Source organism: Rhizobium sp. NZLR8, assembly GCF_019685025.1.
GTDB lineage: Bacteria > Pseudomonadota > Alphaproteobacteria > Rhizobiales > Rhizobiaceae > Rhizobium.
The window spans coordinates 22,778-45,696 of record NZ_JABDVY010000010.1; the positions used below are offsets into that span (position 1 = coordinate 22,778).

18 protein-coding genes are annotated in these 22,919 nt (G+C 58.5%); 11 read left to right on the forward strand and 7 right to left on the reverse strand.

The features are described from left to right. Positions 1-29: 29 nt before the first annotated feature. The 3 genes from HJB89_RS33310 to HJB89_RS21105 all read left to right on the forward strand — a co-directional run bounded on the left by HJB89_RS33310 (position 30) and on the right by HJB89_RS21105 (position 5,740). Positions 30-1,430, forward strand: coding sequence for a hypothetical protein (locus tag HJB89_RS33310; RefSeq protein WP_026242316.1), 1,401 nt, complete (start codon positions 30-32; stop codon positions 1,428-1,430). Between the two features lie 3 nt (positions 1,431-1,433). Beyond that, positions 1,434-4,178, forward strand: a complete 2,745-nt coding sequence (locus tag HJB89_RS21100; protein ID WP_018516696.1) for a UvrD-helicase domain-containing protein — start codon at positions 1,434-1,436, stop codon at positions 4,176-4,178. Positions 4,179-4,252: 74 nt separating this feature from the next. After that, the gene (locus HJB89_RS21105) at positions 4,253-5,740 is read left to right on the forward strand and encodes an RES family NAD+ phosphorylase (protein ID WP_104891197.1); all 1,488 of its coding nucleotides are present in this window, start codon (positions 4,253-4,255) and stop codon (positions 5,738-5,740) included. A gap of 231 nt (positions 5,741-5,971) precedes the next feature. Here HJB89_RS21105 and HJB89_RS21110 read toward each other — a convergent pair whose 3' ends face one another. Beyond that, the gene (locus HJB89_RS21110) at positions 5,972-8,449 is read right to left on the reverse strand and encodes a DEAD/DEAH box helicase (RefSeq protein WP_032990280.1); all 2,478 of its coding nucleotides are present in this window, start codon (positions 8,447-8,449) and stop codon (positions 5,972-5,974) included. Positions 8,450-8,680: 231 nt separating this feature from the next. Further along, on the reverse strand, positions 8,681-9,832 hold the full coding sequence (locus tag HJB89_RS21115) for an RHE_PE00001 family protein (protein WP_131704936.1): 1,152 nt from the start codon (positions 9,830-9,832) through the stop codon (positions 8,681-8,683). A gap of 188 nt (positions 9,833-10,020) precedes the next feature. On the opposite strand from HJB89_RS21115, the gene HJB89_RS21120 reads away from it, so the two are divergent. Beyond that, the gene (locus HJB89_RS21120) at positions 10,021-11,169 is read left to right on the forward strand and encodes a site-specific integrase (protein WP_018516706.1); all 1,149 of its coding nucleotides are present in this window, start codon (positions 10,021-10,023) and stop codon (positions 11,167-11,169) included. Between the two features lie 692 nt (positions 11,170-11,861). Here the strand turns inward: HJB89_RS21120 and HJB89_RS21125 are convergent. From HJB89_RS21125 to repA, 5 genes are all read right to left on the reverse strand, one after another. Next, complete coding sequence (locus tag HJB89_RS21125; RefSeq protein ID WP_018516707.1) at positions 11,862-12,068, reverse strand: cold-shock protein; 207 nt, start codon at positions 12,066-12,068, stop codon at positions 11,862-11,864. 154 nt (positions 12,069-12,222) lie between these two features. Next, positions 12,223-12,957 carry an NYN domain-containing protein gene (locus tag HJB89_RS21130; protein ID WP_018516708.1) on the reverse strand — a complete coding sequence of 245 codons (735 nt, stop codon included), beginning with the start codon at positions 12,955-12,957 and terminating at the stop codon, positions 12,223-12,225. Positions 12,958-13,187: 230 nt separating this feature from the next. Then, positions 13,188-14,402, reverse strand: a complete 1,215-nt coding sequence (gene repC, locus HJB89_RS21135) for a plasmid replication protein RepC (RefSeq protein ID WP_018516709.1) — start codon at positions 14,400-14,402, stop codon at positions 13,188-13,190. A gap of 190 nt (positions 14,403-14,592) precedes the next feature. After that, a complete protein-coding gene (gene repB / locus HJB89_RS21140) occupies positions 14,593-15,630 on the reverse strand; it encodes a plasmid partitioning protein RepB (protein WP_018516710.1) in 1,038 nt (345 codons plus the stop codon). Beyond that, positions 15,627-16,850 carry a plasmid partitioning protein RepA gene (gene repA / locus HJB89_RS21145; RefSeq protein ID WP_032990281.1) on the reverse strand — a complete coding sequence of 408 codons (1,224 nt, stop codon included), beginning with the start codon at positions 16,848-16,850 and terminating at the stop codon, positions 15,627-15,629. The genes repB and repA overlap by 4 nt, the downstream gene beginning before the upstream one ends. A 376-nt stretch (positions 16,851-17,226) precedes the next feature. Here repA and HJB89_RS21150 point away from each other — a divergent pair, with 376 nt between their 5' ends. Genes HJB89_RS21150 through trbK form a run of 7 tightly spaced genes read left to right on the forward strand, consistent with a single transcriptional unit; the run spans position 17,227 to position 22,910 of the window. Beyond that, positions 17,227-17,865 (forward strand): acyl-homoserine-lactone synthase, encoded by a 639-nt coding sequence (locus tag HJB89_RS21150; RefSeq protein ID WP_018516712.1) that lies wholly within the window; start codon positions 17,227-17,229, stop codon positions 17,863-17,865. Beyond that, positions 17,862-18,839 (forward strand): P-type conjugative transfer ATPase TrbB, encoded by a 978-nt coding sequence (gene trbB / locus HJB89_RS21155; RefSeq protein ID WP_018516713.1) that lies wholly within the window; start codon positions 17,862-17,864, stop codon positions 18,837-18,839. The genes HJB89_RS21150 and trbB overlap by 4 nt, the downstream gene beginning before the upstream one ends. Continuing rightward, positions 18,829-19,212: a TrbC/VirB2 family protein gene (locus tag HJB89_RS21160; RefSeq protein ID WP_018516714.1), complete on the forward strand. Its 384-nt coding sequence runs from the start codon at positions 18,829-18,831 to the stop codon at positions 19,210-19,212. The genes trbB and HJB89_RS21160 overlap by 11 nt, the downstream gene beginning before the upstream one ends. Next, positions 19,205-19,504, forward strand: a complete 300-nt coding sequence (locus HJB89_RS21165; RefSeq protein ID WP_018516715.1) for a conjugal transfer protein TrbD — start codon at positions 19,205-19,207, stop codon at positions 19,502-19,504. The genes HJB89_RS21160 and HJB89_RS21165 overlap by 8 nt, the downstream gene beginning before the upstream one ends. A 10-nt stretch (positions 19,505-19,514) precedes the next feature. Further along, on the forward strand, positions 19,515-21,965 hold the full coding sequence (locus tag HJB89_RS21170; protein ID WP_018516716.1) for a conjugal transfer protein TrbE: 2,451 nt from the start codon (positions 19,515-19,517) through the stop codon (positions 21,963-21,965). Then, a complete protein-coding gene (gene trbJ / locus HJB89_RS21175) occupies positions 21,943-22,740 on the forward strand; it encodes a P-type conjugative transfer protein TrbJ (RefSeq protein WP_026242321.1) in 798 nt (265 codons plus the stop codon). The genes HJB89_RS21170 and trbJ overlap by 23 nt, the downstream gene beginning before the upstream one ends. After that, a complete protein-coding gene (trbK, locus tag HJB89_RS21180) occupies positions 22,734-22,910 on the forward strand; it encodes an entry exclusion protein TrbK (protein WP_018516718.1) in 177 nt (58 codons plus the stop codon). Before trbJ ends, trbK begins: the two co-directional genes overlap by 7 nt. Positions 22,911-22,919: the final 9 nt, after the last annotated feature.

The following is a 22,919-nucleotide window of genomic DNA, read 5'->3' on the forward strand; positions in this document are numbered from 1 at the left end:
TCAAAGCACTTGATCGCTTAAATTTACCTATGCCGAGCGCGGATAAAACAATGCAACGACGACACCATTTTTACGTAGCAACGGCAAAATTCCTCTTTCAACACCCGCAATACGGCCTCGTTTCCGTTCGCGATCCTATCAGAACCAACGATGCCAGCCAGTATGGTCTGAGACCGATATTGCTGTATGGGCTGACCATTCCCGGGCTGCCGATCCGCTGGATGACATTCTCATCGGATGACAGCCCGCAGCCGCTTCGACAGATCTTGTTCTCGGCCTGGTCGCAGGGTGAGGGTCTGCGAGGCCAGCCGGATGTTCTCATTGTCAGCCGGCATCTCGCTCAATCAGACCCTGCGCTCGAAACAGATCTCGCAAAGATAGGGGTCGCGCTTGAGATCGCAGGCCCGCGTGAGAAGTCTCTTCCTGCTTCGCTTCGCACGACGCAGGAGAAATGCCGGTGGCTCTCGAGCAGTACCACATCGCAGAGCATGCCTGCCGATCCGGCAATCGCGGCATTTTCGGCCGATGCTTTGGCCCACCATATCTGGCGAGCGAGAGACCGGCGGCGCGAACTCGGCGACCGCGAACTCGAAGAGCGCATCGAGGCCTGGCTTGCCTTGTCAAGCCGCGACCCCAATCCGTCCTTCGCCACGAATGTCGGCTGGAGGACGGGCCCGTGGCTCAGCTCTTGGGAAACCTCGCTTCCCCCTGATCGGGAACGCTACTTCAGCCACAGCGGGATCGAGCGCAGAACATGGCTGCTCACCGGGCAAGAACCGCGCGACGAGACGGACGCCGAAGAGGATGACAGCGACAGCGGCTATGACAATGCGCCGGAAATCGCCCGCAACCTCATCGCCTGTTGGCCAAACCCGCCCAAGGAGATCGCCCATTCAATCGGCGTGACACTGAAAGCGCTTCAGTGGTTTCTAGACGAGAAAGCGAGCCTCAACCGATCAAGGCGTTATAGCCTGCTCGACTTGCTTGGTGTCGAGTTGGATGAACATTTCAGCTTTTATGCCGCGAGAGGTCCTCGTGTTCTCGTGGCCAATAAAGCAAGCGCAATTGAGGATATTTATACGGATATGACTGGCGGCGGCGATGCCTGGCCGTTCGAGCTCGTTCCATCTAAAGCACAGGCCGACCCGAGCTGGCGATATGTGCTGATCAATCCCCATAGTCGGCCGCCATCCATCCTCATGGTGGCGCGGGGGGACAAGATCGCGGACCAGCTGGACGCACTCCTGTTGAACTTCGACGGAATCCGCCGCGTCGACCTCGCGCTTTACCGAGATATCGTCTCCACCTGCGCCATCGCCTGCCAGTCGCCGCGCGCGAACGGTCCCGCTATGAGGGATTTTTCAAATCGGCACAAAGACCGGTGGGCGAGCTGCATGTGGCTGCCGGGTGAGAACCAGGGAAACGGGTAGTTCGTGATTTTCGATCGTTATAACACCTATCGACCCGGCCTTCTTGCCCGACTGCTTCCCGCCGGCCGGTGGAAACTGCGGCTTCCCAAGACCGTATCGGCGACTGTCGATCTGCAGACCGACAGGTGGGTCGATCTCCGATGCCTGGACATCATCGCAATCGGTGTCAAGAAGGCACTGCTCTGGCACACGGTCGAAATCCGCACACGCAGCCATATCGAAAGCCTGTCCTGTCTTGGTGAAGACGCGGCACGACGGCTCTCCACCGATCTCCATCGCTTCATCAATCGTTACCTCCTCGAACTGATCGAGTCCGACCAGGATGCGTTGACCAAAGTCGAAGCAAAGCTCAAGCCTCTGATCGAGGGCAAGCGGCAATATTTGGCGCAGGCGGATGTCGCCCGTGTCATTGCGAGTGTTTCTGGCTCCGCGGCGGCAGCACTCGCTCACCCCCTGTTCGACCCCGATGGCCTAACCGCGCGTATGGAGGAAACGCTTCCGCGCGCGCTGTCCTTCCTTACGGATCCGAGCCGGCGTCATCACTACAATGATGAGTTTGTGGCAGCTGAGCTCACCCGATATGGGCCCTTCTTCGATGATCTCGACGGCCGATCGTTGTCCGGACAACAAAGAGAAGCCTGCATTCGCCTCGAGGACAGCAATCTGCTGGTGGCCTCAGCAGGCTCCGGAAAGTCGGCGACGATGGTCGGCAAGGTCGCCTATGTGCTAGACAAGCAATTGTATCAGCCCGACGAAATCCTCGTGCTCGCCTTCAACAGGACCGCGGCGGAAGAATTGCGGGAGCGAATTGCGCGCCAGCTGGGCGTTGATCCGGATGATCTCGCCTGCAGAGTGACAACCTTCCATGCGCTTGGCCGCGGGATCATCGAAGAGGTCGAGGGCAAGCCGCCGCAGCTGGCAAACTGGGTCGACCATCCCGCTGGAGAGGCGCGGATGATCGAGGCGATCATCGAAGCGCTGCTAAGCTCGGATCAGGACTTTGCCAAAACCTGGATCGATCTTCTCGTGCTCTATCCGAAGGCCGATATTCCAGCGTCCATCTTCGACAGCGAAGCCGACTACGATCGATACATCTCGGCCCGCCGGCGCGGCGCCAACGCCACGATCGGTACGCTTGGCGGAACCTTTGTCAACTCGCTGCAGGAACAGACGATCGCGAACTGGTTATGGCTGCATTCGATCGACTTCGAGTACGAGCGCCAGATCGCCATAGAGGAGGAGGACGGAAGTGTAAGACATGTGCATCCGGACTTCTATTATCCGGCTAGCAACACGATCCATGAGCATTTCGCGATCGATGCCGACGGCTCGTCGCCCTTTGCCAACTATGTCGAACATGCCGATAACAAGATGGCAGCCTACCGGCGTGCCGAGCTCGATGTCTTTACGACGACATCGGCTCAGGCGAACGACGGCTCGCTTCTGCTGCAACTCGCAGCCGAACTGTTGCAGCGCGAGATTCCTGTTCGACAGCGTAGCCTAAAGGACGTTCTCAAGGCCGTGGAGCCCGTCGTCATCAAGCACTTTCACAAGCTGATTGGCGTGTGCATCAAGCATATCCGTGCAGGCCATCTGACGCTGGACATGCTGTTGGAGCGCGCGAATGCGCTCCATGACAAGAAGCGCGCAAGATCATTCGCACAGGCGATCTGGAAGATCACATCTGCCTATTCGAAGAAACTTGAAGACGACGCCCGCATCGATTTCGACGCCATGATTGCCAATGCAACCATGCTGGTCGAAGAGGCTCGGTTCAAATCTCCCTATTCGCTCATTCTCGTCGATGAATTCCAGGACATTTCGGATCCGCGCGCCAATCTCATCAAGGCATTGCGGCACCAGAAGGCGTTTTCGAAGGTCTTTGCCGTTGGCGACGATTGGCAATCAATCTATCGTTTTGCCGGCTCCGACATTTCGATTTTCACGCAGTTCGAAGCCAATTTCGGCGCAAGCTGGCAGGGCCGGCTTGAACTGACCTATCGCTGCAATCAGGTCATCGCCGATGCGGCCGCGAACTTCATCCAGAAAAACCCTGCACAGTTGAAGAAGACGGTACGCTCGACACGGCCGGCCGTCGCCCGCTCGATCAGGGCGATCCCGATCAGGGGTGAGCAGGGCAAGCCCGATTTCGGCGAGGCCTGCCATCGTCTCCTGACGCGCCTCGACCAGTTCCTGGGCGGCATTAAGAACCAATGGCGCGCCAACAGCCATCAAAAACTGAAGGTCATGGTCCTGTGGCGCTATAATCTGCTCGATCCGTTTGCCGGCGGCCTGCCCCGGTTCGAGCATATCGACGTCTCAGGCCTGTCCTTCCATCGGGCGAAAGGGCTCGAGGCAGACTATACGATCCTGCTCGATGTCAGCGAGGGAGAATACGGGGTTCCAAGCCGGATCGAAGATGACGAACTCCTCAACCTCGTCATGCCGCAGCCGGAAACCTACAGCTACGCCGAGGAACGACGCTTGTTCTACGTGGCACTGACACGCGCCAGCCGCGGCGTCTTCCTGTTGATGAACGGTCGCCAGCCATCGCGCTATGTCGGCGAACTGGCGGAGATTGCCGGCGCCGATTTTCGCCTTGAAACGATAAACGGCGAGGCGTTAGCATCCTGCCCAACCTGTCGTGTCGGACAGCTGGTGGAGAAAGCGAGCCGAAAGGGTAGTCGTTTTATCGGATGCACCCAGTATCCGGATTGCGACCACACCGCGCCAATTGCGAGCAGATGAGAGTCAGCCCTGGAGCCGGAATGGCGACATTCCGCTGGCCGGGTTCAACAACCGGATGAATGGGGGATTTTGACTTGCAGGACGATGACGACCGCAGAATCTGCCACGACTGTATCGGAGAGGCTTATCTCTCCGATCTCGTTACGACCGCCGGCGTGGTCGCGACATGCACCTATTGCCAGAACGAAGAGGAGCCTTGCTTCACGCTTGAGCAGGTCGCCGACGAGATCGAAGGTGCCTTCGACCGGCATTACTACCGCACGTCGGATCAGCCGAATTCGTATGAATCGATGCTGCAACGCGACAAGGAAAGCGATTACGAATTCGAACGTCACGGCGAAGTCGTGGTCGAGGTCATCGCCGAGGCCGCATCGATCCCTGACGACGCTGCCAAGGATATCCTGGAAATCCTGGAGGAGCGCCATTCGGATTTTGATGCAGCCCAGATCGGCGAGGAATGCGAATTCGATTCCGAAAGCCACTATGAGTGGAAGGATGCCCGGGATCACGAGTATGCGCGTGAATGGCGGGACATCGAATACTCGCTGAAATCGCACTCCCGCTTCTTCAATCACGGCGCAGAAGCCTTCCTGTCGCGCCTGTTTTCCAATCTCGACGGTAGCAAGACCCGAAAGGGACATCCGGTGGTGGTCATCGCCGGCCCGGAGGCCGAGCATAAATCATTCTTTCGCGCGCGCGTCTTCCACAAGAGCGACGATCTGGACCAGGCCTTACAAAGACCAGACCTTCATCTGGGTCCTCCGCCGGCTAAATTCGCCCGGGCGGGACGGATGAATGCGCATGGCATTTCGATGTTTTATGGCGCGTCCGACAAGGGCGTCGCTCTGGCCGAAGTGCGGCCGCCGGTCGGCAGCCGCGCCCTGATCGGGGAATTCGAACTGACGCGCCCGGTTCGTCTGCTCGACGTCTCCGCGCTGCATTCGGTCTATGTCGAGGGCAGCATATTCGATCCCGACCATGTCGACAGGCTTGGCCTTGCAAAATTTATGCAACGTCTCAGCGACCGCATCACCCGTCCCGTGATGCCGGATGACGAGATTACTGAATACCTGATCACTCAGATGATCGCCGACTATCTCGCGCGCCAGCCGGAACCGGCACTGGATGGCATTCTGTTTCCCTCGGTGCAATGCCCCGGCACCCACCGCAACGTTGTGCTCTTCCACCATGCTGCGCGTGTTGACGCTCTACCGCTGCCCGAGGGGACGGAGCTGTCAAGCCGACAATACATGACTGATGAAGACGGCGACCACAGCGACTATTCTGTATTTGAACGCGTGCCCGAACCGCAACCTGAGGCCAAGCCGGAGAAGCATGCGGGAGGGTTTGGCGACTTCGACACAATATTTTTGTCGAGCCAGCGACCCGAAAGCGACCCGCGCGAGGTAACGCTCCGAGCCCGGACGCAATCGATGACGGCCCATCATGTCTCTGGCGTCGCATTCACGAACGACGAATACGAGGTGCACCGGCATCGCATCGAAAGACGGGATTGGCAGGGGACCAAGGCGAAAAGGCCGCCCTCCGATTTCGACTTTTAGGCGGGTTTGTCGTCGACAGCACCATTGTCCGCGCCGGCGCGATCGGCGGTCTCGCGTGCCTCCCAAGCCGTCAGAACCTCCTCAGTATCCTCATCACCAGCGCGACTGTTTGCCAGGATTTACCTGAACCGACCCCTGCGGGCCGCGAAGACTGCCTACATTGGGCCCAGAACAAGATTTGTTCCCACAAGTTCGCTAAGTGACCTTAGGTGTTGTTTCCGCAAACGAAGGCTATTGCCCCCTTTTGGTGAACTGCCCGACGAAACTCTCTCCTCCCAATCCAAAGTGCTCAAGCTGTTTTGCGACTGTCTTGGCTTTTGTGAACCCTAGATCTTCACCAACGGCTACAGAATAAGCGCGCACTTTTTCGATCAGCTTATCAAGCTTCTCTTCCGTAATAATCCGTGCGTTTGGATGCAGTGTGGCCGCATTTTCCGGCCTTGTCTTTTGATGGACCATAATAGGCGTTGCAGAACAAGACTTGTCGTATTGCTTCTCGAACCAGATCATCGAGCCGGTTAGCTGATTGCAATCGTGTTTGCTGATCGCCTTCGCGCTTGTTGCACCACTTTTACACTCAATTACGAAGTAGCTTAAGTTTCCCGATGACCACAAATTGTCCGGCCCCTTGCCGAAGTCGTCTTCTGGCATCTGGGAGCCGAACCCTAGCAAGCTTCCCAAGTCTCGCATTGCTCGTTCGAAGCGCTTAGTGTTGGCTTCGCCCCACTCCAACGCCTCTATCAGTGCGTTAACCCAAAGGATGAGCTCATTTTTCTCAAGGAATCGCTTCATGAAAGCCACCGCCGCCGCAGCTTGGCTCTCTTTAGGAACTTCGAGCTTGTTGTAGGTGATACCATGTACCGGACGCACCAGCGATCGGTTCAATTCTACAGCTGAGAGTTGAAGTTGCTGGGCTTCCGCTGGATTTGTGTGATGAACATATTCGGCGAGCTGCTGTTTGATATAGCCCTTTAGCCGTTTATCAGGAGCTGATGCAACCGCCTGCTGAGCAAGAGCTTGCGCTTGGTCGAACCGGCCAAGTCGGGCGGCGTCAAAAGCTTCTCTCAAATGGATCGTTGCTTGGTCAACGTGTCCCGGCTGGTCATCGTCGGCATTGACAATCGCATCCTTGCTAGCGTCGATCCAGCCCTCGTCCTCATCCAAGCATAGGTTCATAACCGTTTCGAGTTCTGAAAGAGGCTCATCGCGGATTTGCTCGGTTATGTCCCGACCTAACTTCAGTTGCGCTCGGGTCGCCGGTGAAAATAGTGTGCGTGCTTCAGGGTTGTGAATGCGCTGCGTCAACCTTGAGCCGATCAATAGAACGACGCAATGGTCTTCGCTCGACCTAACGCCACGGCCCATTCCCTGCTCGATTCGCTGGATCTGCCGGATCAGTTGCCGACGGGTTTCATTTAAGATCACGTGTTCGGCGCGTGCGATGAGGCCTTCCACCTCTGGAAGGCCGTCGATGATAAGAATCTCGCAAGCCTCGGCAGGAAGGTCTATTCCGTCGTATTTATTTACAAAAACTGTGACTCCAACATGGCCAGTACGTAGTCGCTCAGTGCCTTGTTCAATATTGTCAGCTGTGAGCGTTTGATCAGCGATGTCCGACCAGTACTTTGAACGCTCCTTAGATGGCACGATTATGCTTATGTTGACGGATTTGGCCTTCTTAGCTGCGAGGTCTTTGATATCGTCCACGGTGATAGCTGGATTTATCTCTTGCGGCGCCAGAATCATTCGATCCCCAATGTCGCCACCTCCCTTCGGCCGGATCGGGTTCATCACGTCGGCCGGCTCCGCTTGGAAATGGCTAACGAGAATCCCGTCGTCCGCCAATGTCGCGGTCATGTATATGCGCCGCGTCGCCTCCGTAAATGCTGGAATATTATCAATCGGCAAGTAGCGAGGCGCAATTTCCAACTGCCCTCCCCCAAACGCAGCTTGGCATAATGGGAGAACATCGCGAACTAGCGGCCAAGGCCATTTCAAATGGTCATCGTACCTATGAGGATGCAATATGGCGTTGACTTTTTTGATCTTGTCCTTCCAAGCCCAAAACGGCACCAACATCACCGCCGTCGGATCTTCAGCCTTGACGTCAAGTAATAACGAGTTCGACTGTTGTTCGAGGTCTTCTTCGAACAGGTCCAGCATAGGTCGGTAGGCGTCATGGCTTGACGACAGTCTAATTTTGAACTGGTCCGCTACAGTCGAGAGGCACGCGTGCGCATCGTCAATTACTATCGAGCCGATGCGAATCTTCGCGCCCCCTTGGCCGACGCCAAATGCCGATCTTCCGTTGACCAGCTTCCAAATATTGATAACTAAAATCGTGTCACCTGCAAGAAAGGCGGCATCCGTATGATCCTCCGTTACGGCTACACCTAGCGCTTCCGCTTCCGAAACGACCTGCCGGATTAGAAAATTATCCGGGACCACATAGACTGCTGGCCCCTTCCCCTCGTTGAGACTGCTTTGAAGGCATAGAAGTCCAACGATGGTCTTGCCTGAGCCCGTGTTCATTTTGAGCGTAACGCTTGCCTGATCTTTGGCCGCAAGCCATCCATCAAGTACATCACCCTGTTCGTCCGACGGCCGTTTAAATTTTGGATCTCGCTTAAGAGTAGTAAAGATCCGGCGCGGATCTGTTTGCTTCTTTGATGAGTTCTTTGCCTTCAACTTGTTGAGATCAAGTGCCATAAACTCATTGTCCCCGCTTCGAGCGTTGTGCGAAGCTACCAACAGCGGCGCATATGGCACCCTGACGTTGCTGACTCGATAGAAAAAGAGTCGCTCGTGCATACGGTCGCGTAATTTTTCTGTCCCCCTCGCACGAGCTATCGGCATCCCCATGCCGTTGCTATCGAATCATAATAAAAAACGAACGACACACAACGACAAATTGCTAACTTAGTTAAAGCTCGGCAGGGATCAAATCACACCCCATGCCCGAAACCTCCCCCTCCCCGTCATCTCCCTTAGCCCAAGCTCGCCAACAATCCGCACCGCCGCCTGCGGCGTCACGCCGACCGCCTTGACGATTATGTCGGCCGACACCAATGGCCGCGACATCACCAGTTCGATCAGTTCCGGCAGTTTTGACGATGTGCGCCGGCCGATCAGCCGCCGCTCCATCGACCGCCGGGCCAGGGTCAGCCGATCGTGTTCCTTGAGGCCAAGCTCTGCCGCGGCGGTGATGCCGGCGAGAAGCGACAGCAGCCGGGTTTCGCGATCGCGGTTCCGGCGGCGATCGACGGGTATGGATTTGAGACCCAGATTGACGGCGGCCAGATGGGCTCCGGTCGTCACTCCGGCTTGACGCAGCAATGACGCTGCCAGCGATCGGCCGAGCCAGGGCGCATGCTGCAGCACGTCCAAACCGTTCCAGGCATCGAGGGCGACAACCGCCTGCAGCACGGGTGGAAACCTGTCGAGTTCGCGCAGGACGGTTCGCCATTCGCCCAGCCGTTCGTCCTCGTCCCAATCGAGATCATAGACGAACGGATCCTTTTCGCGGGAACCGACGCGGTGCGGCGTCTTTGCCTGTTTGATTGCCGCGTCCGATCGGGCCAGCACGGCATCGATCGCAGCGAACTCGGCGTCGAGCGGGTTGGCGCCATCGTCGTCGCCCTCCCCCTCCCCTCCTCCGTTCGTGCTGCCATCCAGCTCGCCGGCATCGGCAACGGTGCCGTCGGCGCCATGTGATGCCGCAGGCGCGCCGGCGACGAAGTCGTGCCCGCGGAGGCTGCGCAGACCGTCGGGGCTGAGCGCCCAGCCGGGTGGCTGCGACGCGATCCGTCGGCGGGTGCGCAGCACCTCGCGGGCGATGGTCAGTTCATGGGTGGGGGCGCGGATGTCGGCGCCGGCGTCATGCAGGACCAGGTCCTCGAGATGCACCAGTTCGCCGTCGATCCACAGCGAGGCGCAGGCGTCGGCAAAGTGAGTCCGTTCGATCCACCCCTGCCCGACCGGCGAACGGGCGATGCGCTCGTCGAGCCGCGCCAGCGACGATCCGGCGTTCGAAATCGGCCGCAGTAGGCTTGTGATGGGCAATTTCGACAATTCGTAAGACATTGAAATCATGGTAAATGATTTGCTAAACGAATGCTATATCGTAGTTAGAGTTCATTACTGGCTGCATTTGCTAGAACGATGTCTAACCATCGATAACAAGCGTTTATCGATGGTTGTTGATCTGGAGCCGCAAATCAGAAAGAATCGGGGCAAATCACGGCCTTCTAGGCCGCCAGAACCGTCCTTTTGGAGCGCCCGTGGCCAAAGCCAAGACATCACTGACCGCGGTGGAGCGCCGCGCCGAAGAGCTCGACACCATCGCCGCCGTGCTGCCGATGGAGCGCCGCGACGAACTCGCCGAACTGCTCACCGACCACGACGTCGAAACGCTGCGCCATCTCGTCAACCAAGGCATGGGCGACAACACGCTGCGGGCGCTGACCTCGGATCTCGCCTATCTGGAAGCCTGGGGATTGGCCGCGACCAAAAAGTCGCTGCCCTGGCCGGCGCCCGAGGCGCTGCTGCTGAAATTCGTCGCTCATCACCTCTGGGATCCGGAAAAGCGTGCTTCCGCACCCGATCACGGTATGCCGGCCGACGTCGACGAAAGCCTCAGGAGCCAAGGGTTTCTCAAATCCGTCGGTCCACACGCGCCGGCAACGGTGCGCCGGCGGCTGGCGAACTGGTCGACACTGACCAAGTGGCGAGGCCTGGATGGTGCTTTCGCCTCCCCTGCCCTGAAGTCCGCCATCCGCCTCGCTGTGCGCGCCGTCCCGCGGACGCGGGGTCGCAAGAGCGCCAAGGCGGTCACCGGCGACGTGCTGGCAAAACTGCTGGCGACTTGCGCGACCGACAGCCTGCGCGATCTGCGCGACCGGGCGATCCTCATGGTCGCGTTTGCGTCCGGCGGCCGCCGGCGCAGCGAGATCGCCGGACTGCGCCGCGAGCAACTGACCGTCGAGGCGCCGATCCCAGTCGAGAATGGCGCCCCCCTCCCCTCTCTCGCCATCCATCTCGGTCGCACCAAGACCAGCTCCGGTGAGCAAGACGATGTCGTCTATCTGACCGGCCGGCCGGTGGTGGCGCTCAATGCCTGGATGGCGGCAGCCAAGATCGAGAGCGGCAGCGTGTTTCGGGGGATCGGGCGCTGGGGGACTGTGTCGCGGCGGGCGATCGATCCGCAGTCTGTCAATGCCATTCTCAAGCAGCGGGCGGAGATGGCTGGGTTGGAGCCGGAGGAGTTTTCCGCTCATGGGCTGCGGTCAGGCTATCTGACAGAGGCCGCCATTCGGAACATCCCTCTTCTGGAAGCGATGGAGCAATCGCGACATCGATCCGTTCAGCAGGCTGCAGGCTACTACAACAACGTTACAAGGCGGAGCGGGCGTGCTGCACGGATGCTGTGAAAACAGTCGGCCCACAGAGGACGCTGAGGCTCGCCGATGTAGAGTAAGACGGGGGCGTTGCCATCAATCAGCCGCCCGCGGAGCTCCTCCCTCGCAAAACTCCAGAAACCGCGACGCCGGATCAGCGGTCTCCTCGAGTTCGACTAGAAGCAAATACGTGCAGCCCCTGTACCTTCACCCGCTTGGTGTCGGTCACGTTAATTGTCCCTCAGCGGGCGCAGATCGAGCATCACGAGGGAACCTAGTACTCGCGAAACGGGGATGCTGCTGATGTCTCTAAGCTTCTGGTCTGCATCCTCTCAGCCGCATCGAAATTAAATGCGTCGATGGCGTCCTTGGGGCCGGCCGGCCGGCTCTAAGAACAGATCCGTCAAGACAATTGGGGCGATCTCGTGAGTCCTTGATCGATAAAGATGGCAAAAATCGTAATGAGGGATGTGGCGGTCGTCCTGCTTGCGCAACGGAAAGCCTCAGCACGGGGTGAGGGGCGCAGGCGTCCGATAGTGACCGACAGCCTGCTGTCCGTCGGACCCAAGCGGTTCGGGAGGAGGTGAACCGCTTGAACACTCTGAGGGTAATACTGCAATGCAGAACATTGAAGTCCCGCGCTTGCACCGCGCACATATCTCGGCCTGCAAAAAAGGATAGTCCGGGCGAACCCGGCCTATCCGACCATTCACCTGCAGTTAGACTCAGGCCTGTAGGTTGTCCGCAGACATCTTGCCGGACTTGCGATCCTTTGCCAGCTCATAGGTAATTTTCTGGCCGTCGTTGAGGCCGCGCATGCCGGCCCGCTCCACTGCGGAAATATGGACGAACACATCGGCGCTGCCGTCGTCCGGCTGGATGAACCCGAAGCCCTTCGTTGCGTTGAACCACTTTACCGTACCGGTCGCCATGATATCTTCCTTTGATCAATCGCATTGCCGAAGCGTGCTCGGCTGACAGTATTCTTTGCGGCAGCACTGATAGACGCTTCTTGCCGCGCGGGGAAGCCCGTACTCACCGTCGAGGTTTCCCGGTACTCCCTCGCTCTATCGCCGCGACATGGTGCTACTTGTTACCTCGTTGTTTCACCCGGATGCTGATCGGACCGCCCTCGGCCTGGCGAATCTCGAACTGGTTCGTCTTGCGGATAAGATCGCTGAGTTTTCGGAAGCCGAATGTACGCGGGTCGAAATCCGGCGCCAGGTTCAACAACTGCTTGCCGACGGTGCCCAGGTTGACCCAGCCGTCATCGCTATCCTCCTGGGACAGTACCTTCTTAATCAGCGGCACGGCCGATGTTGCCGGCTGCAGCGGCTTGTCGGTGGAAGCAATATTCTGCTCGTCCTTGATCGCGCCAGGAAGCAGATTTTCGGTATAGACGAACCGCCGGCAGGCCTGGCGAAAACTTTCCGGTGTCTTCTGCTCGCCGAAGCCGAATACATCGACACCCTGCTCGCGGATCCGGGCGGCAAGCCGCGTGAAATCGCTGTCCGAGGACACTAGGCAGAAGCCGTCGAACCTCCCGCTGTGCAGCAAATCCATTGCATCGATGACCAAAGTGATATCGGAAGCATTCTTTCCCGTTGTATACGCAAATTGCTGCTGCGGGATAATCGCGTGCTTTGCGAGCACGTCCGCCCAACCCTTAGAGCGGGTGCCGGAAAAATCACCGTAGATGCGACGCACGCTCGCCTCCCCGATTTTGGCTACCTCTTCGAACAGCCCGTCGGCGATTTTAGCGGATGTATTGTCCGCATCAATCAGAACAGCGAGGCGCGGAGATCGAGTTTCAGACGGCATTGCTCTTCCTCACTTTTAAAACGGTCTCGAAGGCCAGCAGAGCACGGCTCGGACCAGGCAAGCAACTTCATTTAATTTGCCCATCGGACCGAGCGAAAACCTGCCTTGCCGGATGATGTCAGCATCCGCCGGCCGAGTTGATCTACCCTTCCCCGCTCAGCATCCGCCGATCGCAAAACCCTGACAGCTGTCAGGGTTTTGACCAGCCGACCACAAGCATAGGCAACCAACTATCCCGTCCTGCGATTGCTATCGCCATCGACCCGAAGCAGCGCCATAAGCGCCGGGCCAAGTGAAAATTCGCCCCGTGCCGCCTTCCGTGTCAGGTCTCGCAGATATCCGCCAGGCGAGTTGATGTGCCCTGCCCGCTCAAGGATGCAGGCGATCGCCGTGGCCGCACTTTCCGGCCCCATCACCTCGCAGGCCTCCTGATAGGCTGACGGGCTGACGCCCAGCATCGACCGGACGACCACCGCTGCACCCATCATCTCGCGCCAACTTCCGATCGCACCGCCCGGGCCATATATCGCGATCTCGGGGCAAGCCCGCATCACCATGCCAAGTGGAAAATTCCGGACTGGCTCCCGCTTCGGCCGATCATCGTCCACCGCCTTTGCGCCCTGCTCGTTTTCAGAGCTAGGTTCAAGTTCATTGATGGAGTCGGTGTTTGAATTCTGTATGTGACGCTCACTTTGGTCACCATTGGTGCTATTATTTTCGTCTTTTTGCTGCATTTCCAGGATGTTGACAGCCTCCTGCAGCAAGAGCTCCATCTCGTCCAGGATTGAATTCACATCACTGAGCGTCGGAGCGCGCGGAATCCTGCCTACGAGACCGACGTACATCGCTTCGATGTTTTCCCAGTTGCCTGACGCACCTTCCTCGATCGCGGCAGAAATTAGCTTTCGAACGTCACGCCGGCATATTGTCAAATTCTCCTTCGCCCGACGGAGGGCGAAACGATCTGCAACGACCTGTTGCGCCATCATGGCAAGCTCATCTGTTCGCATGAGCAACGGTGACAGATCAAAGCCGAATGCGCTATCGATCGCACCCGCCTTGTCCTTCCGGGCGTAGCGCTTTCCATTCGCGCTGTCCTTCCGCACGATCAGTCCTGCCTCAACGAGAAGGGCCAGATGTCTGCGAAGGGTAGCGCCGGCGATACCGTGCGCCCGAAGTGTCAATTGTGTGTTGGACGGAAAAACGATGAGTTGCGCATCCTGGCGCAATTCGGTGTCTGGATGAAAGCTCAGGAGCGCGTCAAGGACGGCCAGGCTGCGATCCTGCAGGCCAAGCAGCTCCCTTGCTTCGGATGCGTCCCGAAAGACTTTCCATTTGTCTGCTGTCTTGCCCGGCTTAATCTTACTCATCTCGATTTGCCGCTTCACCAGGGCAAGCGTCGCCGGCCGCCGCCCAAAGGGCGTCGTCACACTTCCAATCTGCATTTTCTTCACCTTCAAAAAGGCAAAAGAAACCTGCTCACCAAATTACGGTGCCAAAGACTCTTGACTGGGATTCGGGGAAATGCGATTCTCTAGTTGTCACACATTGAGAGAGGCTTCCACGACGGCAACGTTTAGGGGGCCTTTTTCTTTTGCAGTTCGTCCTTTTTTTATCTCCAAACCCTGACAGCTGTCAGGGTTTCTCGTCTTCTCGCAGGCGGACAAAGCGCTCCGTTAGCGCTGGGAGCTCCGCCTCAATAAACTTCAAAAAGTCGCCCCCGAGTGAACCCTCAGCCGAAATTCGAACCTCTTTCGAGGATATCAACAGGGCGCCAAGCTTCGTTCCGCTCATGTCTGTAATCGGGCTTGGCTCTCTCCGACCAGTCGATACTGGCTTGATGGCATTCAATGCACGCTGAAACCTTTGATCAGAGGTCTCAGCCGTCTCACCCTTCCTAACCAGTACCGCCCGCAGTGCATCGAGCGCTCCCGTGTCGCCCGCAACCGTCTTGGCAAGGTCGAGCCAACGTGGCCGCCCGATCTTCGGCGCTCGCCCAATCGCCTCGATGATATCCGCGGGAACGATCCTGTAGACATTCCGCATCCGAGCCAATTCTGCGTCCTCGATCGAAAGCGCGGCGTAGATGTGCCGAGGCTTGATCCCCGCATCATCCATTCGGGAGGCAAACAGCGCGCGCTCGATCCAGGTGAGGTCTTGGCGACCGGCGTTTTCGATGCCTTGTGCAAGAACTAGGTCGAGGTCGGAAATCTCGACTTCGAGGGCGCGAACAGGCCTATCAAGCTGCCTGGCAGCGAGCCAGCGTCGATGACCGTAAACGATCTGATAGCGTCCTGGGGACGAGGGGTGTTTGCGGACCTGGACGGGAACCTGTTGCCCCTCAGTCTCGATCGATCGCTTGAACGCCTCGAAGCCCGATGCATCATCGTCCGGCAGCCTGTCCGGATAAGGGGAAGGGTCGATGAGCGACGGATCCAATTCGCGAACCGCACCACCACCCGACTCCACGATAGCCTTCAAGCGATCTCGCTCTGTTCGAATGTCGTCGATTGCTCGGTGTGCAGCACCGATCACACCTGCTCCGACACGATTTCCGGGAACCGGGGCAGGGGCCTGCGACGGCTGCTGTTGATCCGCAGCCTGATCGCTTTCCAGCTCCGCAGAAAGCAACCCGAAACTGGCGACAATCGACTTTCGAGAGGATTTGCTCATGTCCGCCCCCAGCTCTCATTAACGAGGCGAACAATCGCCTCGTTCACAGCATCTACCGCCTCGCGGGCACGCTTGTGAGTATCGCGTCCGATCTGTCCCAATTCGAGCTCGTATACCGAGCGTTTCGCCAAGCCGGCTGCTTCAACAGCGGTGCTTTCAATGGCGGTGGGCAATAATACATCGGAGCCGAACAGGTGCCGAAGCATCGCAACGACTTGCGACTGTGGCGCGTCATTGGGGTCGTGTCGTGTAACCAGATACCGGATGAAGTCCTGGTCCAACTGAGCGCCGCTCTCGTTCAGAACACTAATCAGATCACCCATCATGAGAAGGAACTGGCTCATTGACGCGACGTCCAGCATGGCCGGGTGGACAGTAATGATCATGCTGGTCGCGGCGTATATCGCGCTCAACGTCAGAAAGCCGAGCGACGGCGGAGTGTCGAGAATCACAATGTCGTAGTCCGCCTCGACTTCCGAAAGGGCGAGTTTCAGCCGCTCAAAGAAGATTGCGCCGGAGTTGCCCTTGTTCGCCAAGATCCGTGGCGTTTCGTGCTCATACTCCATGACTTCAAGATTGCCAGGAATGAGGTCGATGCCATCGAAATATGTCCTGCGAATTATATGGCGGATGGGACGACGCTCGGCGTCATCGTAACGCAAAGCGGCATAGATCGTTTCATTCGACCCGACATCAACTTCTGGCTGAGCACCGAACAAAGCGGACAAGGATGCCTGCGGGTCCAGGTCGAGTGCGAGGACGCGATACCCATGAAGGGCGAGATAGTGGGCAAGGTGGACACAGGTTGTCGTCTTCGCGCTGCCGCCCTTGAAGTTGGCTATCGCAAGAACCTGGAGGTGCTCCCCGGCACGACGACGAGGAAGGAATCGCAATGCGTCTGCAGGTTTCTGCATCGCGAACAATTCACGCAGTTCATTGATCTGGTCCAGCGTGTAGACGCGATGGTTATTTTCCAGCCTACTGGGAATCGGCCCACGTCCTTCGGTGGACATGAGCTTCAGGGTGGAATCGGGTATAGACGTCAGCTTCGACACTTCGTTGGTCAGAAAGGGACGCAGGGTCTTTTCCGATTTTGGCGGATACATACGAGTTCTGAGCTGCTGCAATTGCCCGGACAGAAGCCCGGCATGGCGCATGATTTTGCTGCCGGCATCTTCCTTCGAGCCAACACTTGCTTCTACTCGGTTTGCTATCGCCATCTGTCCCTCTTGGCGGCTTTTCGCCGGTTTACCGGCCATTGCCCGCTAAAAATAGAACACGATTCTCCGAACTGGTCCAGAGGTTTAGGGTTAACAAAAGGTTAACGACCGGGGACAATCTGCATAAGGCTGTTCGGATTTTTGCTTTTCCGCTCCGGGAGTTAGCCTCAAATGCCCGGCTCCCTGATCCCGGAATGTTCTCCTGTGAATCCTACAAATCCAAACAGTGTAGCAGCAAGTGGATTAGGCGGCTCTGTAGCGCCACACCCCTTATGAGCCGCGACTCACCTCGCTACGTGCATGTTGGATCCTACAACTGCCCTCCGATTCCAAACTGTGCTGATTTCCCGCCGACCAACAACGACGGAGAAAGATCATGCGGGCTCTCGCGCTCTCAACACCCCGGACGATCCAAGAGGCGCATCTCCTACACATCCACTATCAGCTTCGTGCTCGGGTCTTTTCCGATCGCCTGGGTTGGGAAGTCGATGTAACGGCGGGGTGCGAGTCCGATCGTTTCGACGCGCTTCGGCCGACCTATATTCTCGCCATCGCAGAGACCGGCGAATTGGCGGGGTGCGCAAGGCTTCTTCCTGCGCTCGGACCGACAATGGTGGCCGACGTTTTCCCGTCGCTGCTCCCCGACGGCCAACTCAAGGGGCATGCCGCGATGATCGAGAGTTCTCGCTTCTGTGTCGACACGGCTCTCGCGGAGGGGAGGGGAGCCGGCTCGGTCCATGAAGCGACGCTGACCATGTTCGCTGGCATCATCGAATGGTGCATGGCAAATGGGTACACTGAGATTGTTACGGTGACCGATCTTCGGTTTGAGCGCATCCTCGCCCGCGTGGGGTGGCAGCTGCATCGTTTAGGCGAACCCAAGAAGATCGGCGTGACGACGGCCGTAGCGGGCACGCTGGCCGCCGACGCAGACATGTTCCTCAGGCTTCGCCCCTCCAAGTACCGTTCTGAACTCGCCCCCTGTCAGCCAGGCAGCGTAAGGAGAAATCCGTGAACCAGCTTCGCTCTCACCCTCGGCTCGTCCGCAAACTTCAGGAGGCGCTCGGCGACCAGCTTTGTGTCGCCCTGGACGACGCGAACGTCGTCGAGATCATGCTTAATCCGGACGGAAAGTTGTTCATCGAACGGCTCGGTCACGGCGTTACGCCCGCCGGCCAGATGTCATCCGCTGCAGCGGAGATGGTGATCGGTACAGTGGCGCACGCGCTTCAGTCAGAGGTCGACACGGAACAGCCAATCATCTCCGGCGAGCTGCCAATCGGTGGCCACCGCTTCGAGGGTCTATTGCCCCCCGTCGTCGCCAAGCCTGCCTTCACGATTCGACGCCGGGCATCACGCCTCATTCCGCTCGAAGACTATGTTCGAACCGGCGTGATGAAAGAATACCAGGCCGCCACGATCCGCAGTGCTATTTCCGCGAGGCTGAACATCATCATTTCCGGGGGAACGGGCTCGGGCAAAACGACGCTTGCGAACGCAGTGATCCACGAGATCGTCAAGTCTGCGCCAGAGGATCGCATCGTCATCCTTGAGGATACCGCGGAAATCCAATGCGCGGCCGAAAACGCCGTTCTCCTCCATACCAGCGATACGATCGACATGGCCCGGCTCTTGAAGAGCACAATGCGCTTGCGCCCCGACAGGATCGTCGTTGGCGAAGTCCGCGATGGCGCGGCCCTGACGTTACTCAAGGCCTGGAACACCGGTCACCCGGGCGGCGTGGCGACCATACACTCGAACACCGCCATGTCGGCGCTGCGTCGGCTTGAACAGCTGACGGCCGAGGCAAGCCAGCAGCCGATGCACGAGGTGATTGGAGAGGCCGTCGACCTGGTCATTTCGATTGAGCGGACGCCGCGCGGGCGAATTGTTCGCGACATTATCCAAGTCGAGCGGTTCATCAACGGACAGTACGAGATCGAATCCGATCAGCTCACCGAAGAACAGGAGGCGCGCCATGTCGCGTAAGCATACCCTCATCGCCGCCGCGCTCGTGGCGGCGCCAATCGTTCTTGCCTCTGTCGCGCCGGCGCTCGCCAGTTCCGGCGGCAGCCTCCCATGGGAAGGGCCACTGCAGCAGATTCAGGAGTCGATCACCGGCCCGGTCGCGGGTGCGATCGCGCTTGCAGCCGTGGCCATTGCCGGCGGCATGCTCATCTTCGGCGGCGAGCTCAACGATTTCGCACGGCGCCTTGTGTACGTCGTTCTCGTCGCCGGCATCCTGCTCGGCGCCACCAACATCGTCGGCCTGTTCGGTGCGACCGGCGCTTCGATCGGGCTGACCGACGAGCAGGTCACGTCAACTGGTTCGAACGGGGGAGGGGAGGGAGATGATGGCTGAGTCCCTGTCCGGCTTGCGACGCAATCGCATCCATCGTGCCCTCTCGCGCCCGAACCTTCTAATGGGCGCGGACCGCGAATTGGTGCTGATCACCGGTCTTGCGGCCGTCATTCTCATCTTCGTGGTTCTCACGGTCTATTCGGCGCTCTTCGGCGTCGCCGTCTGGATCGTCATCGTCGGGGCGCTCAGGATGATGGCGAAGTCGGATCCGCTCATGCGACAGGTCTATATCAGGCACATTTCTTACAAGCCCTACTACAAGGCAACCACTTCGCCGTGGCGGCGGTATTGAGGCGGCGGCCATGGTAGCTCTCAAACGCTTCCGGGTAACCGGCCCGTCCTTCGCCGATCTCGTTCCCTATGCCGGCCTTGTCGACAATGGTGTCCTCCTCTTGAAGGACGGAAGCCTGATGGCCGGCTGGTACTTCGCTGGCACGGACTCCGAAAGTGCGACCGACCTTGAGCGCAACGAGTTGTCGCGGCAGATCAATGCCGTTCTGTCACGGCTCGGAAGCGGCTGGATGATCCAGGTCGAGGCCATCCGTATTCCGACAGTCGACTATCCATCAGAAGATCGATGCCATTTCCCCGACCCCGTGACCCGCGCAATCGATGCCGAGCGTCGGGCGCATTTCGCGCGCGAGCAGGGGCATTTCGAGAGCAAGCATGCGCTGATCCTGACCTACCGGCCACTTGAGTCCAAGAAGACTGCACTCAGCAAATACATCTATGCGGATGAGGAGAGCCGGAAGAAGTCCTACGCGGACACGGTGCTTTTCGTGTTCAGGAACGCGGTGCGTGAGCTTGAGCAGTATTTTGCCAACACACTTTCGATCCGGCGAATGGAAACCCGCGAAACACTTGAGAGGGGAGGGGAGCGAATTGCCCGGTATGACGAGTTGCTCCAGTTCGCCCGATTCTGCACCACTGGGGAAAGCCATCCAATCCGGCTTCCCGATATTCCGATGTATCTCGACTGGATTGCCACGGCGGAGCTTGAGCACGGACTGACGCCAAAGGTCGAAAACCGTTTCCTCGGCGTCGTCGCGATCGACGGTCTGCCGGCCGAAAGCTGGCCGGGGATTCTGAACAGCCTTGATTTGATGCCGCTGACCTATCGGTGGTCGTCACGTTTCATCTTTCTCGATGCCGAGGAGGCTCGACAGAAGCTCGAACGCACACGCAAGAAATGGCAGCAGAAGGTCCGGCCGTTCTTCGACCAGATATTCCAGACACAAAGTCGATCCGTCGACCAGGACGCGATGACCATGGTGGTCGAGACGGAGGATGCCATCGCGCAGGCCTCGTCACAGCTGGTTGCCTATGGCTATTACACACCGGTCGTCGTGCTGTTCGACAGCGATCGCGAAGCACTCCAGGAAAAGGCCGAAGCGATCCGGCGGTTGATCCAGGCGGAAGGTTTCGGTGCGCGGATCGAAACGCTCAACGCCACCGACGCCTATCTCGGCAGCTTGCCGGGCAACTGGTATTGCAACATCCGTGAGCCGCTGATTAACACCAGCAATCTCGCCGACTTGATTCCGCTGAACTCGGTCTGGTCGGGAAACCCGGTCGCGCCATGCCCCTTTTACGCAGCGAATTCCCCGCCCTTGATGCAGGTTGCGAGCGGATCGACATCGTTTCGTCTGAACCTGCACGTCGATGATGTCGGCCACACACTGATCTTCGGTCCAACGGGTTCGGGCAAGTCGACGCTTCTGGCCCTGATCGCCGCGCAGTTTCGCCGGTACGAACATGCGCAGATCTTCGCCTTTGACAAAGGCAGTTCACTTCAACCCCTGACGCTCGCTGCTGGCGGCGATCATTATGAGATCGGCGGCGACAATGTGGAAGAGGGGAGGGCGTTGGCCTTTTGCCCGTTGTCCGAACTCAAAAGTGATGCCGACCGGGCTTGGGCGACGGAATGGATCGAGATGCTCGTCGGCCTGCAGGGCGTCACCATCACCCCAGATCATCGTAACGCCATCTCTCGGCAGGTAGGACTGATGGCGAGCGCATCCGGTCGCTCGCTCTCGGATTTCGTCAGCGGCGTGCAGTTGCGCGAGATCAAGGACGCGTTGCACCACTACACCGTCGATGGCCCCATGGGTCAGTTCCTTGATGCGGAAGAGGATGGCCTCACGCTTGGCGCCTTCCAGACCTTCGAGATCGAGCAACTGATGAATATGGGCGAGCGTAACCTCGTGCCAGTGTTGACCTACCTGTTCCGCCGGATCGAAAAGCGCCTGGACGGGTCGCCAAGTCTGATCGTGCTTGACGAGGCGTGGCTGATGCTCGGCCACCCTGTGTTCCGCGACAAAATTCGCGAGTGGCTGAAGGTGCTGCGCAAGGCGAACTGCGCTGTCGTTCTTGCCACCCAATCGATCTCCGATGCCGAGCGGTCCGGGATTATCGACGTGCTGAAGGAATCCTGCCCCACCAAGATTTGCCTTCCGAATGGCGCCGCCCGGGAGTCGGGAACGCGCGAATTCTACGAGCGCATCGGCTTCAACGAGCGGCAGATCGAGATCGTCGCTACCGCCATGCCGAAGCGCGAATACTACGTCGCCACGCCGGAAGGCCGGCGGCTCTTCAACATGTCGCTTGGGCCAGTCGCGCTGAGCTTTGTCGGCGCGTCGGGCAAAGAGGACCTCAAACGCATCCGCACACTGAAATCCGAACATGGCCACGACTGGCCGATCCACTGGCTTGAAACGAGAGGAGTTCACGATGCCGCATCGCTGCTCAAATAGATGGTTCGCCGGCTTGGCGGCCGCCGCTCTTACGATTGGAGGCGCAGGCTCAGTGCAAGCCGGTACAGCCACCGGCGCTGCCACGGAATGGACGCAGCTCGCCAACAATGCGCAGCTCGTGGACCTCATGAAAAGCTCCGGCATCCAGGTCGACAATCAGCTGACCCAGATCAGCCAACTTGCAGAGCAGATCCAGAACCAACTGAAGATCTACGAGAACATGCTGCAAAACACCGCGCAGCTTCCTGACCATGTCTGGGGGCAGGTCGAAAGCGATCTCAACCAGCTACGCAGTATCATCGACCAGGGACAGGGCATCGCTTTTTCGATGGGAAATGCGGACGACGTTCTTCAGCAACGCTTTCAAAGCTATGCCGATCTCAAGACGAACTTGCCGGACAACACGACGTTCTCCTCGACCTATCAGTCCTGGTCAAACACCAACCGTGACACGATCGCCAGCTCGCTGAAGGCGGCGAGCCTCACGGCCGACCAGTTCGACAGCGAGGAGGATACGATGTCCTCGCTGCGGTCGATGTCCGAAACGGCTGACGGGCAGATGAAGGCTTTGCAGGTCGGCCACGAGATCGCCGCTCAGCAAGTCGCGCAAATGCAGAAGCTTCGCGGTCTCGTCTCCCAACAGATGACGATGATGGGAACCTGGCTTCAGACGGAACAGACCGACAAGGATCTGGCGCAGGCGCGGCGGGAAAAATTCTTCAGTGCGACGGCTCCTTCCACCTCAGGCGGCGAAAAGATGAAGGTGGAGTGGTGAAAACGAAACTGATCCTAGTCGCGATCGCGACGAGTCTCGCTGTCGGCAGCACCGGCCTATGGTTGCTCATCTCGGAAAAACAGGCCGCATGGGAGCGCCGGGAGAAGTTTTTTGGTTCATCGAAGGAGTATCCCACATCGGGCGGCGAAAAGATGAAGGTCGAATGGTGATCGCATGCC